The organism is Aminobacter sp. P4_D5, assembly GCF_056401815.1.
Genome location: NZ_JBFUIP010000031.1, coordinates 13,854 through 28,428 on the forward strand (window position 1 = coordinate 13,854; position 14,575 = coordinate 28,428).

The window sequence follows — 14,575 nt, forward strand, 5'->3', positions numbered from 1 at the left end:
GAGCAGCCAAAGTAAGATACCGCGTCCCATAGGGGCCTCCTCTCAGAGGAAAAGAAGGGAGTAGGAGCCAGCCATCGAGGCGTGGTCACGATGGCTGGGAAGGGGTCAGGCCGCTTTGGCCATCTCGTTTGCGAAGGAATCGGCGAGCCCGGTCAGGGCTTCGTCAGTCTTGGACTCCTCGGCGAGGGTCTGGCCCAGCAGCTTGGCTGCCTCGGGCATTCCAAGCGATTCAGCCCAGCGCTTGAGCGTTCCATAACGCGTGATTTCATAGTGCTCGACCGCTTGGGCTGCCGAGATCAAACCGGCGTCGATGGCAAGCATGCCCTTGAAGTTATCGATGATCTCTTCGCCTTCGGAAACAATGCCCTCGATCGCCTCGCAAGTTTTGCCCTGGGCGCGTTTGCCCATCAGTTCAAACACCTGCTGCAGGCCCTCCACGTGTCCTTCGGTCTCGTCTCTATGCTTTTCGAATGCGGCCTTGAGTTCAGGCGACTGGGCGGCGCGCGCCATCTTAGGGAGCGTCTTTAGGATCTTCTTTTCCGCATAGTAGATGTCTTTCAACGTGTCGTGAAACAGCGTTTCGAGCGTTTTATCTTTAGCCATGGGGGGTTCCTTTGAGTGCGCCTCTGTGTGCGCATGCCCTTCTCGGAGGCGTGAAAGATCAACAAAGAAGCGCGCGCCGACGTAAAAGGTTCCACCGAAACGCTGCCCGCATCTTGCGCTAGGATTCTTGAGGGGACGGGGAAATTCGATGGTACGGGAGTCGGCCATCATCCATGGGCTCGCTGAGCTATTATGGCGTCAAGTTTGCTTCGTGACGGGCCGTAGCGCTTTATCATCGCCGCAGCCTCACCGCGCATGAGATCATATTTGTGGGCAAATTCCTCGATCTCATACTCCTGCGGTGATACGAGCTTTCGGTCTTTCTTGGTCTTCATAGGGTCGTCTGGCACTGTGGCCTCCTTCATTAGAAGAGGCTGAAACGCGCGAGTTGCCTAAATCGATCCCGCCAGCGCAAACGGCAGATCTCGTGAGGATGTCGGTGACGTTGCGGTTGCCACCTTCAGAAATTCGTCGAACTGACCGCCTGAGCTTTCGATTAAAATAAGATCCCAGGTGTCGTTGGCGGCGGATCTGATCCAGGGTGGTGCAGGCAGACCCGTGGAACCGGAGCCTTGGCAAGGCATTGTGGATGTACGCGCGGGGGAACCGCGAACAGCCCTCAATGTCCAAGGAAGAAGTCATGGCCAAATCATCGACTCGCTCATCCGGAAAAATGGCAACGATCCATGATCAGAAACTACAGCGCGGCGAAGGGGGCGAACTGCATCAATTCGCCGAAGGCGATACCCCGGTGCTCACCACCGCCCAGGGTGGCCCGGTTGCCGACGATCAGAATTCGCTGAAGATCGGCGCACGCGGGCCAACGGCGCTTGAAGACTTCCACTTCCGTGAGAAGATCTTCCATTTCGACCACGAGCGCATTCCCGAGCGCGTCGTGCATGCCCGGGGCTACGGCGCGCATGGCTATTTCGAGACCTACAAGTCGTTGGCCAAATACACTCGAGCGGACATCTTCCAACGTGCTGGGGAAAAGACTCCAGCCTTCGTGCGCTTCTCGACGGTTGCGGGCTCCAAAGGTTCGGTCGACCTGGCACGCGACGTTCGAGGTTTCGCGGTCAAGCTGTATACCCAAGAGGGCAACTGGGACATTGTTGGCAACAACATCCCCGTGTTCTTCATCCAGGATGCGATCAAGTTTCCCGACATCATCCATGCTGTGAAGCCGGAGCCCGATCGCGGCTTCCCACAGGCGCAATCCGCACACGACAACTTCTGGGACTTCATATCGCTGACCCCTGAGAGCATGCACATGGTCATGTGGGTCATGTCCGACCGGGCGATCCCGCGCTCCTTCAGGTTCATGGAGGGCTTCGGCGTCCATACGTTCCGGATGGTCAATGCGAAAGATGAATCGACCTTCGTGAAGTTTCACTGGAAGCCGAAGCTTGGGCTTCAGTCAGTCGTGTGGAATGAGGCCGTCAAGATTAATGGCGCGGATCCCGATTTCCACCGCCGTGATCTGTGGGACGCGATCCAGTCCGGCAATTTCCCCGAGTGGGAACTCCAACTCCAGCTCTTCGATCAGGATTTTGCCGACAGCTTCGACTTCGATATCCTTGATGCCACCAAGCTCATCCCGGAAGAACTGCTGCCACCCATCCCGGTCGGCCGCCTGGTTCTGGACCGCATGCCCGAGAATTTCTTTGCCGAGACCGAACAGGTCGCGTTCATGACGCAAAACGTGCCACCCGGCATCGACTTCTCCAATGACCCGCTATTGCAGGGCCGCAACTTTTCCTACCTGGATACCCAGCTCAAGAGGCTGGGCAGCACCAACTTCACCCACATTCCGATCAATGCCCCGAAATGCCCATTCAATCACTTCCAGCAGGACGGGCACATGGCGATGCGCAATCCTGTCGGTCGCGCAAATTATCAGCCGAACTCGTGGGGCGATGGCCCGCGTGAATCACCACAGCGCGGGTTCCGATCCTTCGAAGATGTCGAACAAGGGCCGAAGCAGCGGATACGTGCTGAAAGCTTCGCCGATCATTACAGCCAGGCACGTCAGTTCTTCAAAAGCCAAAACGCAATCGAACAAGGCCATATCGCCAATGCGCTGACCTTTGAATTGAGCAAGGTAGAAAACCCTGCGATCCGGGAGCGGATGGTCGCCCATTTGCTCAACATCGATGAGAGTCTAGCGGCCACAGTCGCCGAGCAGCTGGGTATCAAAGATCTCCCACCACCCGCAGATTCGGCGGTGGAGGTCCGTGACGATCTTCCGACGTCGCCATCATTGAGCATCATCGAAAATGGCCCCAAAAGGTTCGAAAGCCGCAAAGTGGGGGTGCTTGTAAGCGACGGGGCAGATGCCAGTCTTTTGGATAGCCTTCGTTCGGAGCTCGCGAAAGAAGGTGCATCCATGGAGGTGATTGCGCCCAAGGTCGGTGGTGCCGAGGCCGCTGGTGGAAACTGGATTGATGCCAAACACATGATTGGCGGCGGGCCCTCCGTCCTGTTTGACGCTGTGGCTATTGTGGTTTCGCAGGAGGGTGGGCAGCAATTGTCCGATGTGGCACCTGCGAGGGACTTTGTTGCCGACGCCTTCGCGCACTGCAAGTTTATCGCTTATGTCGAAGCAGCCAGGCCCCTGATGGAGAAGGCTGGGATCGGAGACGATCTTGACGAGGGTATACATCTGATCGGGGGGCGTGGCGACGTCGCAGCCTTCGTTCAAAAACTAGCGGCTCTTAGATTTTGGGCACGAGAACCGAGAGTTAGCCTATAGGGGCGCCCTACAGCGGCATGCGGCCGCTGTAGGGTCTTGTCACGTTATCTGAAAAATGGTTGCGCCGATCCCGGTGGTGCTCAATTCACGCGAGTTTCCCAACAGCAACCTTCCATTCCCCCATCGCTTGCAGGCGGTGATTGTGGATAGCGAGAGCAGAGCGTTTTGAACGGGGCGGGACGAACAGATTGCGAAGAGCCGAGAAGAAGATGACGCGTTGGAGGCTTCCTGGCGATCGGAAACCCTGCATCGTCCTTTCGCGTTTTCGCAGCGGCAGATGCGAATTCTCGGCTCGATTGTTCAGCCCCTTGTGCGATCGGTGCTCGACGTCCGACATCACTAAACGCCGCTGCAGAAGGTCGTCATCGCACTAGGCGCGCATGGTTTCGCGCAAGGCCCCACGTCCACGCAACATAGGGAGTCCCAGGGTCACCAGCACGAAGGCGGCGGTCACGACCTTCAGGTCGCTTGGTTGCAGTCCAAGTGATAGCGCCAGCGACACGAGCTGATAGTAGACCGCCGCTCCGACGACAGGCGCCAGCAACTGCCGGGTCACTGTCTGCCGTCCGGTAATTGTCTCTCCGATCACCAGCGAAGCAAGACCATTGATCAGGATGCCGGTACCCATGCCGACATCGGCATAGCCCTGCAACTGTACGATCAGCGCGCCCCCCAGTGCAGTCAGGCCAGAAGCGATGCCCAGTCCAACGATCGTGTATGTCCAGATGCTGATGCCGAGCGATGGCGCCAAGTCCGGATTTATGCCGACGACGCGCAGGGCGGCTCCTGCTTGCGTGGCTAGATACCAGCGCAATGCGAGCAGAACCGCGCCGATCAGTACGACGAATGTGACGACCTGCAGCCACACGTCGGTCAGGATGGCAGGGTTGATCTGCATGAAGATGTTGTCGGCGTTGAACAAGGCGATGTTTGAGCGACCAAGGATGCGCATATTCAGGCTGTAGAGTGCCGTGAAGACCAAGATGCCGGCCAGCAGCGAATTGATCCGGAAACGCAGGTGCACCAATGCCGTCGCCGCACCCGCCCCGACACCGGCGAGCATCGCCACAACGGTTGCAAACAGTGGTGGATATCCCGCCAGCAAAAGTGTGGCACAGACGCAGCCGCCGAGTGGGAACGCACCTTCGCTCGTCAGGTCGGGAAAGCTCAGCAGCCGGAACGGGATCATGATGCCGAGCACCAGGAACGAATAGATGAGGCTTTGCGACAGCGTCACCGGCACGAGATTGAGGTAGGCGTGGATCACGTCCATTGGTCAGGTTCCGAGCAGCATGCGGTCGTTTTCTATTCTGAACTTTTCGACGAGGTCGGCAGGCGTGAGCGTTGCTTTTTCGGTGCCGCCGATGTCGTCGCGAATACGGCCGGCATCCATCATCACCAGCCGGTTACCGGTCTCAATCGCCTGGCGCATATTGTGGGTGACCATCAGCGTGGTGAGTGTCTGTTCGGCGACGATGCGCAGGGTCGTCGCCATGATCAGGTCGGCGGTGCGCGGGTCCAATGCCGCCGTATGCTCGTCGAGCAGCAGCAGTGAGGGGCGCGACAGTGATGCCATGATCAGGGACAGCGCCTGGCGTTGCCCGCCCGAGAGCTGAGCCACCGGTGTCGACAGACGGTCTTCCATGCCGAGCGACAGGCCGGCGAGCAGCGCCCGGTAGCGGTCGCGCTTACCGGCGTCGAGATGGAGCGCAAAACCCCGGCGCCGTCCGCGCTGCTCGGCCAGCGCCAGGTTTTCCTCGATGGTCATCGCCGCAGCGGTGCCGACCATCGGGTCCTGGAACACGCGCGAGATCATGCCTGCCCGACGGTGCGCCGCAAGACGGGTGATGTCGCGGCCATCCAGGGTGATCGAGCCACCGTCCGGCTCGATTGCGCCCGCTATGGTGTTGAGCAGCGTCGACTTACCGGCGCCGTTCGAGCCGATGATCACGACGAAGTCGCCGCGATTGARCGCAAGGTCTAGCCCATCGAGCGCCGGCCTCGCGCCGGCGAGGCCGGCGTTGAACGTCTTGCGTAGCCCCGCGCAGACAAGCAGGGGCATGCCCACCGTTGTCACTTGATCAGCCATGGGCTGTCCTTGAGCGTTTCCGGAACCGTCAGGCCGACGGCTGCAAGGCCCTTGGGGCTGACATAGGCGTCGAAGTCTTCGCTTTTCGGAACATAGGGCGCGATGTCGGCCGGCTTCTCGCCCTTGAGGATTCGGTCGGCGATATCGGCGGCATGCTCGCCATTCTTGCGATAGGAGATGGCGTGGAAGCCGGCGAGCTGGTCCTTGAGGTCGGGGGCGTAGACCGAGTTGAACAGCGGCAGCTTGATGCGTTGCGCCACCTGCGCCACGACCGGCACCGAGGTCTGCACCACGTTGGACTGAATGAGGAAGATGGCATCCACCTGCCCGGCGAAGGTCTGGACACGCTGGGGCAGGTCGTTGGCATTGTCGACCGGCACGCCGACAACCTCGATCCCGGCCTTAGCGGCTGCCTTGTGGATTAGCTCCATGTTGGAGGTGTCGTTGTCTTCACCCGGGTTGAAAAGGGTTCCGACCTTCTTGACGCCCGGCACCACTTTTTTGAGATAGTCGAAGGAAGCGTCGAAATCCGGCAGCATCGACGCGCCTGAACTCCATGCCGAACCATGCTGCCAATCCGGCACAATGCCTGCCACGACCGGGTCCACGACCGCGCCGAACACGACGGGGATCGACTTGTCGGTAATGCCGCGCACCGCCGCCTGGTTGAGTCCGGTGGTAATGGCAAGGATGAGCGCCGGATGTTTGGCCTCCACCTGCTGCAGGATCTGCGGGACGAGGCTGCGGTCGAAATTGGCGTGCTGGAAGCCGTAGGTGACATTCTTGCCTTCGACGTAGCCCAATTCGGTCATCCGGGTCTTGAAGCCTTCGGCGACTTGATTGAGTGCTGGGTGTTCGCCGAAGCTGGCGATTTCGACCAGCTTCGGGTCAGCCAGGGCTGTGCCATTTGCGGCGGTGAGCAAGGCTGCGGCGACCAGCCACTTCATCAATTTCACGACACGCTCCTAAGGTTGGGATTACACGATGGAGGGACGCCAGTTCTGTTCGGCGACCCGCAGGAAATTCTCGCCCAGCACGCCAAGTATGGCGGTCTCTGAATAGCCATGGCGTTCCAGCGCCTCGACCAGCTCAGGCAGGACTTCGGGTTTGACATCGGCCCAGGGCGGACGCGGATAGCCGCGCAACGCCATCATCGGACCGGAATCGTAGAGCTTGGTCATGAAGGGCTGGTAGAAAACAGTGTCGAGGCCGAGGCCGACATGCTCGGGTCCGACGAGTTGGGCGATGTAGTCGATATGGCGCATGAGTGCCGAGACGTCCGATCGGTTGTCGTCGGTCAAAAAGGCGCCGATAGAGTTGATACCAATCACGCCACCACGCCTGGCAAGTGCCTTGATCTGAATGTCGTCGATGTTGCGTTCATGGTTCTTCAACGCACGGACGCTCGAATGTGAAAACACCACCGGCTTTTCGGATAGTTCGATGATGTCGAGCGAGGTGTTGACGCCGGCGTGACTTGCGTCAAGCATCATCCCGACGCGGTTCGCTTCAGCCACGAAGGCGCGGCCCAACATGGAAAGTCCTGCGTCAGAGGGCTCGTGGCAGCCGTCGCCAAGGGGGTTGCGGGTATTGTATGCCACGATCATCCAACGGATGCCGAGCCGGTACCAGCTGTCGATCATGGCCGGCTCATGGGCGGCCGGGCCGGCGCCTTGCAGGTGGAAACCGATCGCCATTTTGCCCGACCGTTTGGCCGCACGAATGTCCGCGGTGGTTTCGATGAGCTGGTAATCGTGGGCGCGCTGTTCGAACCAGCGCCTTTGTTGGGACAGGTGCCGGAATGTGGGCTCCGGCCGGTCCCAATCCGCGCCTATAGTGAGCGAGAGGAAGGAGAAACCGGCGTCGCGATATCGGACCAGCATATCGGGCCCTTCATCAAGACACTCAGGGGTCCAGCCCACCGCGCTTTCCCAGACGACAGCCTTGGTGATGAGGTTGCTGGCTGAAACAGTCACTTCGTCTGCACCTGATGATCAATTAAGTTCATGGCGTCAGCTAATCGGCAATCTCGCTGTTGCGCTATTGGCGGGAATGGGTTTGATTGTTTCATATTTGAAACAATTCAAGACCAGCCATGCCGACCACTCCCGACCCATTCGATCTGATGATTTTCGCGCGCGTCGCCGAGACGGGAAGCTTCAGTGCGGCGGCCGAACGGCTTGGTGTGCCCAAGTCCACCGTCTCTCGGCGCATCTCCGCTCTGGAAAGTCAGCTGGGCGAACGCCTGCTTCAACGCACGACGCGCCGCAACATCCTGACCGAGATGGGCCAACGCATCCTCATTCCGTCTGAACAGATCATCCATGAGGTGGAGGCCGTCATGGCGGTGGCCGAGCACCGGCAGGTGACACCTTCCGGACGGCTGCGTGTCTCCGTTCCCGGTGACCTCGCCGCAATTTCGCTCGCCCCTATGCTGGCGGATTTCAGCAAGGCCTACAGCGAAATCCAACTCGAACTGGACCTTTCACCTCGCTATATCGATGTCGTCGCCGACGGCTTCGATCTCGCCATACGGATCGGCGGGGAAACCCAGGACCTTCGGCTGACCACGCGGCATCTGGTTGACCTTGGCATCGGCCTCTATGCGTCTCCGCTATACACGGACCGCGCCGGAAAGCCCGACACCCCGGAGGCTCTTGGGCGGCACGACATCCTTGCGCTGCTTTCTGACGGAATGCCGGTGGGCTGGGTTCTGAACAAGGACGCTCAATCGGTCCCGGTCGATATGTCGGGACGACGGGTTTCGGCGAATTCCTACGAACTGCTTCTCCGCCTGGCGCGGTCGGGTGCCGGCATCACGGCGATGCCGGACCTTTTCGCACGCCCTTATCTTGAGACCAGCGAACTCATCCGCCTCCTGCCAGYGTGGCGACTGTCTCCGGCGATGGTACGCGCCGTCTTTCCGAGCAGGCAGCTCATGCCGCGCAAGACACGGGTCTTCCTCGACGCACTTCTGAGCCATCTCAAGCCGCGTCCGTTGAGGAGGGCGTAGTCGCTGTCAGCTAGCGGGGGCTTCGTCCGGCACCAGTGGCACCACCCGCCAGGCCATGGGTGGCGTGGCCATGAGGTTGGCCGAGCAGTCTCGAACCCGGCGCGAACGAATGCGGTCAGCGCGCCAACGCCATAGCGTGTTTGAGGCATGGTCAGCACGTCCTTACAAACAGGCCTGGCCGGAAAGGCGCTAGGCGTACCTTCTAGCCGCGAATAGGGCTTGGCATGCATTAAAGAACTGGATGATGAATGCCGTATATGCGACGAACCGTGACCTCCGGAGAACCTACCCTAGGGCCCAGACTTCGGTAACGAGGCCGTCCCAGTCAAGCGGTTTTGCTCATGGGAGGTCGGCCGCAAAGGGTACGCCTCCGGCGAGGGCCGCCTTGCGCGAGCATGGCACGTTAGCGAGGCTGCGCTCTTGAAGTCGTCCTTACGAGCGTAGTTAGCAGCACAGCATGACAGCATGAGCCATGTGACGTTATTGACCGGGCCTGAGCGTCGTCGTCGTTGGAGTGACGAGGATCAGTGCCGGATTCTGCGCGCGGCATTCGCGCCGGGGGCCACAGTGGCGGCGGTAGCGCGTCAGTACGATGTCGCGACCAGCCTGATCTACAAGTGGCGCCGAACGGTGAGAGCCCGCGAGACGGGCTTTGCCGAAGTTGTCGTGGTTCCGGATGAGCCTGTCGCCGCTTCGGTGCCGGCGGCGTCACCAGCGGTGATCGAGCTGGAGGTCGCCGGCAAGGTGCGGCTGCGGATTCCGCTGACCACGCCGCCGACACTGGCGGCGGCGATGGTGAAGGCGCTGGGCGTTTCATGATCCCGGTTCCGAGCCAGGTGCGGATCTGGTTGGCGGTCGGCCGGACCGATATGCGTCGCGGGATGCAAGGCCTCGCTCTGCAGGTTCAGGAGACATTGGGCCRGGATCCACATGCCGGCGATCTTTATGTCTTCCGCGGTCGAAGCGGCAATCTGATCAAGATTATCTGGCATGATGGGCTCGGCATGTCGCTGTATGCAAAACGGCTCGAGAAGGGCCGGTTTCTATGGCCGTCGCCGGCGGACGGTACGGTTTCCATATCACCGGCGCAGCTCGCCTACATGCTCGACGGGATCGATTGGCGCAACCCGCGTCACACGTTCCGCCCCCAGCGCGCGGGCTGAGTTTTCTTTGAATTTGCGCCATTTTCCGCGAGTCAGCGGACGCGTTTTATGATTCACTCCAGGGCATGGTTGCCACCGCCCTGGATGCTGTTCCGGACGATATCGGCGCGCTGAGAGCAGCGCTGACCGCGGCGCTGGCCAGAGCCGAAGACGAGGCCGCGCGCGCTGCGCTGGTCGAGGCCGAACTGGCGGTCGCCAGGGCCAAGGCATCGGATGATGCGGCGCTGATCGCACATCAGGATCTGACGATCCGGAAGCTGCAGCGGGCGCTGCATGGTCAGAGATCTGAACGTTCAGCCCGCCTGCACGACCAGATGGAGCTCACTTTCGAGGAACTCGAGAGCACGGCGACGGAAGACGAGATCGCCGCCGAACAGGCCGCGGCCCGGACCACCGGGGTGGCGCCTTATGTGCGCAAACGACCGGCGCGTCAGCCATTTCCCGAGCATCTGCCGCGCGAACGCATGGTCGAGCCGGCGCCGACCGCTTGCCACTGTTGCGGCGGTCATCGGCTGCGCAAGCTGGGTGAGGATATCACCGAGACGCTGGAGGTGGTGCCGCGGCAATGGAAGGTGATCCAACACGTGCGGGAGAAGTTCACCTGCCGCGACTGCGAGGCGATCAGCCAGGCTCCGGCGCCATTCCACGCCACCCCGCGGGGCTGGGCCGGTCCCGGCCTGCTGGCGATGATCCTGTTCGAGAAGTTCGGACAGCATCAGCCGCTCAACCGCCAGGCTGAACGCTATGCGCGCGAAGGCGTGCCGCTCAGCCTGTCGACGCTCGCCGACCAGGTCGGCGCCGGCGCCGCGGCGCTGATGCCTCTGTTCAAGCGACTCGAAGCCCATGTGCTGGCCGCTTCACGTCTGCACGGCGACGACACGACGGTGCCGGTCCTGGCCAAGGGCAAGACCGATACCGGCAGATTATGGACCTATGTGCGCGATGACCGACCGTTCGGCGGCGCCGATCCGCCGGCGGCAGTGTTCTACTATTCCCGCGATCGTCGAGGGGAACATCCCGTGGCGCATCTCGCCGGCTGGAGCGGCATTCTGCAGGCCGATGCCTTTGGTGGTTATGGCGATCTCTATGCGACGGGTCGTCAGCCGGCGCCTGTTCTGGAAGCCAGCTGCTGGGCCCACAGCCGGCGCAAAGTGTTCGAACTGGCCGATATCGAAGCGGCGGCGCGCAAGAAGGCGCGCGGCGAGAAGCCCAACCTGGTCTATCCGCTAGCGGTTGAAGCCGTGAAGCGCATCGATGACCTGTTCGATATCGAGCGCGAGATCAACGGCCTGTCGCCGGCCCAACGCCGCGCCGTGCGCCAGGAGCGGAGCGTGCCGCTGGTCACCGAACTCGAGCGCTGGATGATCGAGACGCGCGACAAGCTCTCGAGCGGACACGATCTGACCAAGGCCTTCAACTACATGCTGCGCCGCTGGTCGTCCTTCACCCGGTTCCTCGACGATGGCCGGATTTGCCTATCGAACAATGCAGCCGAGCGAGCCCTGCGCGGCATCGCTCTCGGCAGAAAGTCCTGGCTGTTCTGCGGTTCCGATCGCGGCGGACAGCGCGCTGCCATTCTCTACAGCCTGATCGTCAGCGCCAAGATGAACGATATCGACCCGCAGGTCTGGCTCGCCCACGTCCTCGCCCGACTGCCCGCCTATCCGGCCCATCGGATCGATGATTTTTTGCCGTGGAACTGGAGACCCGCAAAACTGCGGGCCCAACCAGCGGCGGCCTGATCATGCAGCGCAATAAGGTGCATCACGTCTACACCGTTGAACGTGTCGCCAGTAGCCTCGGCGTCAGCGAAGAGCTCATCCAGGAACTGACCCTCGGTCTCGAGCCCGAGGACGGCGTCATCTGGGTGTACGGCGCCAACGATGACGACGGGATCTTGGCCTTCACCGATGAAGGCATCGAGGAGGTCAAACTCCTCCTCGAACAATATCATCGCGTTTCCCCATCGAAAGCTTGACCCCAGCACCGCGGTGCTCAGGTCATCGCCACCGGATACGCACGTCTGCGGTCTTCACCGGATGCATGCCGCAAAGGTGCGGTTATGAACCTTGCTCTTTCTGATCCGTCCTGTAGTTACTGCCGCCCTCGTCTGAGATCACCTCGGGTGCATGCTTCGGTCCGTGGTCAGCGCGGGGCTGCCAAGTCTCTGGCGTTCTGCTGGTCATGATCGGATCTGGTCTTGTCATCGGACGCATTGAGGACTGGCGGGTCGATGAAGCGCTTTATTTCACCTTTGTGACCGGCCTCACGATCGGCTACGGAGATTTCGCGCCGCAGTATTTCGCGACACGGTTGCTCGCTGTGGTGATCGGATTTTCCGGCGTCGTGCTGACCGGGCTTGTCGCCGCTGTCAGTGTACAGGCGCTGGGCGCGACAGAGAGCGAGTATCCCGAGGAGACGCATCCGAGGACATAAGTACGCAAAGCTGGTTGTTCTTCCATGTTGTGGACACGGTCGCAGTTGTGCACGCCATGATCCTGCGGATGCAGGCAGTACTGTTGCCTGTCCAAACCCTGGTAGGTGGCCATTTAAACCGATGGCAATCAGTCTTCGCGTTTTGAGAGCCGACGGGTGGTCGTGGAGCGTACTATGAGGATCCTTGTGACATTTCTTGCCTCCGCGCCTCACGAGGGCGACGCCAACAGATCCTCTTCCACAAAACGCAGAAGCGCTTCCATAAGCGCCTCTCGCGGGTAGGCGTTCCTCGTCACGAATATCGAGCCGATAATGGGGTGTGTCCTGGCGATGGGCACCGCCAGCGCCCAGTGATCGGCGTTGATGTAGCCCAAGAGGGCGCTTCCGGGGATGACTTGATCATAGAAGATCACCTGGCTGTCATTGCGCGGATCAATTCGGGCAAGCTTGCTGTAGCTGTTGGTCAGGATCGAGGAGATGTAGCCTGGCCGAGGGAAGGTGACGACGGAGTAGTAGGGCACCTCGCGAGGCAACGGATGCGTGGCGAGCCACGCCCGGCGCGTTGCTGGCCGCAGGCTGTCCACACCGCCCGCATCGCCTGGACCGCAGGTCGCGCCTGGAAACAGCTGCAGCAATTCGGCCTGGTATTGCTTTGCATCATTTGCAAGCGCCGACCCTCCGACAGCACCACCGGCACTGATCACCGCCGCGACCCGGCTGCGGATCTCTGGATAGGCGACCATCGCCTCGAGGATGTCCGGAGCGCCCTTCGAATAGCCGATCAGCACCAGACGCGGCGACTCCGCTCCAGCTGACATGGCCATGATCGCGTCGCGTATCTGGCGGGCGTTGTGCGCGGAACTCGACAGGGCATCGACCTTTAGCACCTCCATGTCATATCCGAATTGTTGCAGGTGCTTTGCGACAGTGTTGGGCGGCTGCAGCCAGTTCGCAAAGCATTCGTATCCGATTCCGGGCACCACTGCGGCGATCAAATGTCGTTTCGAAGAACCGAGGCGGACGGGGCTTTCGCGCCCGGCAGGCTCGTTGCCGATGCGTGTCAGGGCGTCCTCGCAGGGTCGGTAATCGGGAATATCGCGTTCTCGGGCCTGCAGCACAGCGCAGTAGATCTCGCGAAAGCGCTTCCGCTTATCCTGGATCCCCGCCTGGGATGCCGGAACGAGAGCCAGAGGCGGCGTGTCGAGCGAATAGGGAACCAGCGGCTTCGTCGCGCATGCCCCCAGTGCAAAGACCGCAATGGCCACAACCAGGAGGGCGCGGAGGCGATTCATCGGCGGCTCTCTTTGCGTGCGGGGGTGGCATCGGGCACGTCGAGATACGGCGCCCAATCGAGAAACTCCACGTCCGACAGGCTGAGCGGTCGGGCGGCAAAAAACAGGATGGCTCGCAAGCCATCGGTGTAATACCGGGCGCCACCGAGAGTCGTTCGAGGCTGTGTCGAGGATGCCGAACCGACCCCGGTGGCGAATCCGAGCTTGCTCAGACCGCCCGAATACATCATGTCCTGAACCAGGAAATTTCTCGCCTCGTCCACGTCCTCCTGCAAGACGATGTCCTTCTTGCCGCGAGGCGCGAAACGGCCGCCCACTGGCCGTCCGACCTGCACCAGGAAGACGGGGCGGCCTTCGAAGCGAATGGGGGCCAGCCACAGGCGTATCCAGGTCGAGGGTGCGCCCGCTTGCGCCTGCTTGCGCAACACGACGTCGGGTCCGCGGCCGAAGACATGCTGGGGGGCATCTACGGCTCGAGCGTCGCGGCGGTAGCCGCGGCGAACCAGCGCTGCTGCGATGTCAGGCAATTCGCCCACGATTAGGGCGTTGAGAGGATCGCCTGTGGCGGTGCCGCTAGCATCGGTTGCGCAACATGGCAACCGTTCGAGCGCAGCGCGCAACGCGGTGAGGCCCTTGTAGTCGGCGATGCCGCCGGACGGGTAGCTGAAGGGGATCATCCCGGAATGCGGACCTTCTGTTGAGTCGTCCGGAACGCGCAGGAAAAGTGAGAAGGGTATCAGGCCCTTCCTCTGGAGCAGATCGATATTGAGCAGTCTCGTGAGGCGTTCCGGGTTGATGAAAAGTATGCCCGTGTGGGTTTCGCCCGGAAGGATGGGACTCTTGAATGCGAGGCTGCCAAAGAGGTCGTCGAGGCGTGCGTTGGCTTGCCGCGCGAACGGCGTGTGTACCGACCACGCGACTTCGAGCGGCGAAAAGTAGTCGGGGTCCGATCCGGGTCTCAGCAGCCATAGGGGCTCGGACGTCTGGTTCCGGAGTTCGATCCATACCGACTGAACGCCGGTCTTGTTGACGTCGGCGCCGAACATGCGCCGGCTGTCTTCGGCGCTGAGCACCGCCGCCTTCATACTCACGCCTCGGCTGGAGGCAGTCACGGCGCGTGCGCGCACCGCCGCGTCGCTGAAAGTAACGGGAGCCTGCGAGGCCGCACAGCCGGCGACGCCGAGCAAGAGGCTTGCCGCATACAGCGCGTTTCTGAGTGGGCGCGGA

The 14,575-nt window shown here is 61.3% G+C and carries 14 protein-coding genes and 1 pseudogene; 7 read left to right on the plus strand and 8 right to left on the minus strand.

Translation table 11 applies throughout. From position 1 onward, the window contains the following. Positions 1-105: 105 nt before the first annotated feature. The gene (locus AC1DWF_RS09475; protein WP_476787421.1) at positions 106-603 is read right to left on the minus strand and encodes a YciE/YciF ferroxidase family protein; all 498 of its coding nucleotides are present in this window, start codon (positions 601-603) and stop codon (positions 106-108) included. 640 nt (positions 604-1,243) lie between these two features. On the opposite strand from AC1DWF_RS09475, the gene katE reads away from it, so the two are divergent. Continuing rightward, positions 1,244-3,355 (plus strand): catalase, encoded by a 2,112-nt coding sequence (katE, locus tag AC1DWF_RS09480; RefSeq protein WP_476786515.1) that lies wholly within the window; start codon positions 1,244-1,246, stop codon positions 3,353-3,355. A gap of 85 nt (positions 3,356-3,440) precedes the next feature. Here the strand turns inward: katE and AC1DWF_RS09485 are convergent. From AC1DWF_RS09485 to AC1DWF_RS09505, 5 genes and pseudogenes are all read right to left on the minus strand, one after another. Continuing rightward, positions 3,441-3,704, minus strand: a pseudogene (locus tag AC1DWF_RS09485) (DDE-type integrase/transposase/recombinase); the annotation flags it as partial. Between the two features lie 21 nt (positions 3,705-3,725). After that, on the minus strand, positions 3,726-4,628 hold the full coding sequence (locus AC1DWF_RS09490) for an ABC transporter permease (RefSeq protein WP_476789362.1): 903 nt from the start codon (positions 4,626-4,628) through the stop codon (positions 3,726-3,728). A gap of 3 nt (positions 4,629-4,631) precedes the next feature. Next, positions 4,632-5,444, minus strand: coding sequence for an ABC transporter ATP-binding protein (locus tag AC1DWF_RS09495; protein ID WP_476841629.1), 813 nt, complete (start codon positions 5,442-5,444; stop codon positions 4,632-4,634). Beyond that, on the minus strand, positions 5,429-6,391 hold the full coding sequence (locus AC1DWF_RS09500) for an ABC transporter substrate-binding protein (RefSeq protein ID WP_476786711.1): 963 nt from the start codon (positions 6,389-6,391) through the stop codon (positions 5,429-5,431). The genes AC1DWF_RS09495 and AC1DWF_RS09500 overlap by 16 nt, the downstream gene beginning before the upstream one ends. Before the next feature lie 30 nt (positions 6,392-6,421). After that, positions 6,422-7,420 (minus strand): dipeptidase, encoded by a 999-nt coding sequence (locus AC1DWF_RS09505; protein WP_476789361.1) that lies wholly within the window; start codon positions 7,418-7,420, stop codon positions 6,422-6,424. A 119-nt stretch (positions 7,421-7,539) separates the two neighbouring features. Here AC1DWF_RS09505 and AC1DWF_RS09510 point away from each other — a divergent pair, with 119 nt between their 5' ends. The 6 genes from AC1DWF_RS09510 to AC1DWF_RS09535 all read left to right on the plus strand — a co-directional run bounded on the left by AC1DWF_RS09510 (position 7,540) and on the right by AC1DWF_RS09535 (position 12,056). Further along, a complete protein-coding gene (locus AC1DWF_RS09510) occupies positions 7,540-8,457 on the plus strand; it encodes a LysR family transcriptional regulator (RefSeq protein ID WP_476841630.1) in 918 nt (305 codons plus the stop codon). A gap of 465 nt (positions 8,458-8,922) precedes the next feature. After that, a complete protein-coding gene (gene tnpA / locus AC1DWF_RS09515) occupies positions 8,923-9,276 on the plus strand; it encodes an IS66-like element accessory protein TnpA (protein WP_476785927.1) in 354 nt (117 codons plus the stop codon). After that, positions 9,273-9,620 carry an IS66 family insertion sequence element accessory protein TnpB gene (gene tnpB / locus AC1DWF_RS09520; protein WP_476841631.1) on the plus strand — a complete coding sequence of 116 codons (348 nt, stop codon included), beginning with the start codon at positions 9,273-9,275 and terminating at the stop codon, positions 9,618-9,620. Before tnpA ends, tnpB begins: the two co-directional genes overlap by 4 nt. Before the next feature lie 65 nt (positions 9,621-9,685). Then, positions 9,686-11,362 carry an IS66 family transposase gene (tnpC, locus tag AC1DWF_RS09525; protein WP_476785926.1) on the plus strand — a complete coding sequence of 559 codons (1,677 nt, stop codon included), beginning with the start codon at positions 9,686-9,688 and terminating at the stop codon, positions 11,360-11,362. After that, on the plus strand, positions 11,314-11,598 hold the full coding sequence (locus tag AC1DWF_RS09530) for a hypothetical protein (protein WP_476789360.1): 285 nt from the start codon (positions 11,314-11,316) through the stop codon (positions 11,596-11,598). The genes tnpC and AC1DWF_RS09530 overlap by 49 nt, the downstream gene beginning before the upstream one ends. 206 nt (positions 11,599-11,804) lie before the next feature. After that, positions 11,805-12,056 carry a potassium channel family protein gene (locus tag AC1DWF_RS09535; RefSeq protein WP_476785594.1) on the plus strand — a complete coding sequence of 84 codons (252 nt, stop codon included), beginning with the start codon at positions 11,805-11,807 and terminating at the stop codon, positions 12,054-12,056. Positions 12,057-12,265: 209 nt separating this feature from the next. On the opposite strand, the gene AC1DWF_RS09540 is transcribed toward AC1DWF_RS09535, so the two are convergent. Together AC1DWF_RS09540 and AC1DWF_RS09545 are read right to left on the minus strand one after the other, a co-directional pair. Further along, positions 12,266-13,321 carry a lipase family protein gene (locus AC1DWF_RS09540; protein ID WP_476841632.1) on the minus strand — a complete coding sequence of 352 codons (1,056 nt, stop codon included), beginning with the start codon at positions 13,319-13,321 and terminating at the stop codon, positions 12,266-12,268. Between the two features lie 23 nt (positions 13,322-13,344). Next, a complete protein-coding gene (locus tag AC1DWF_RS09545; protein WP_476789359.1) occupies positions 13,345-14,535 on the minus strand; it encodes an LssY C-terminal domain-containing protein in 1,191 nt (396 codons plus the stop codon). Positions 14,536-14,575 lie beyond the last annotated feature (40 nt).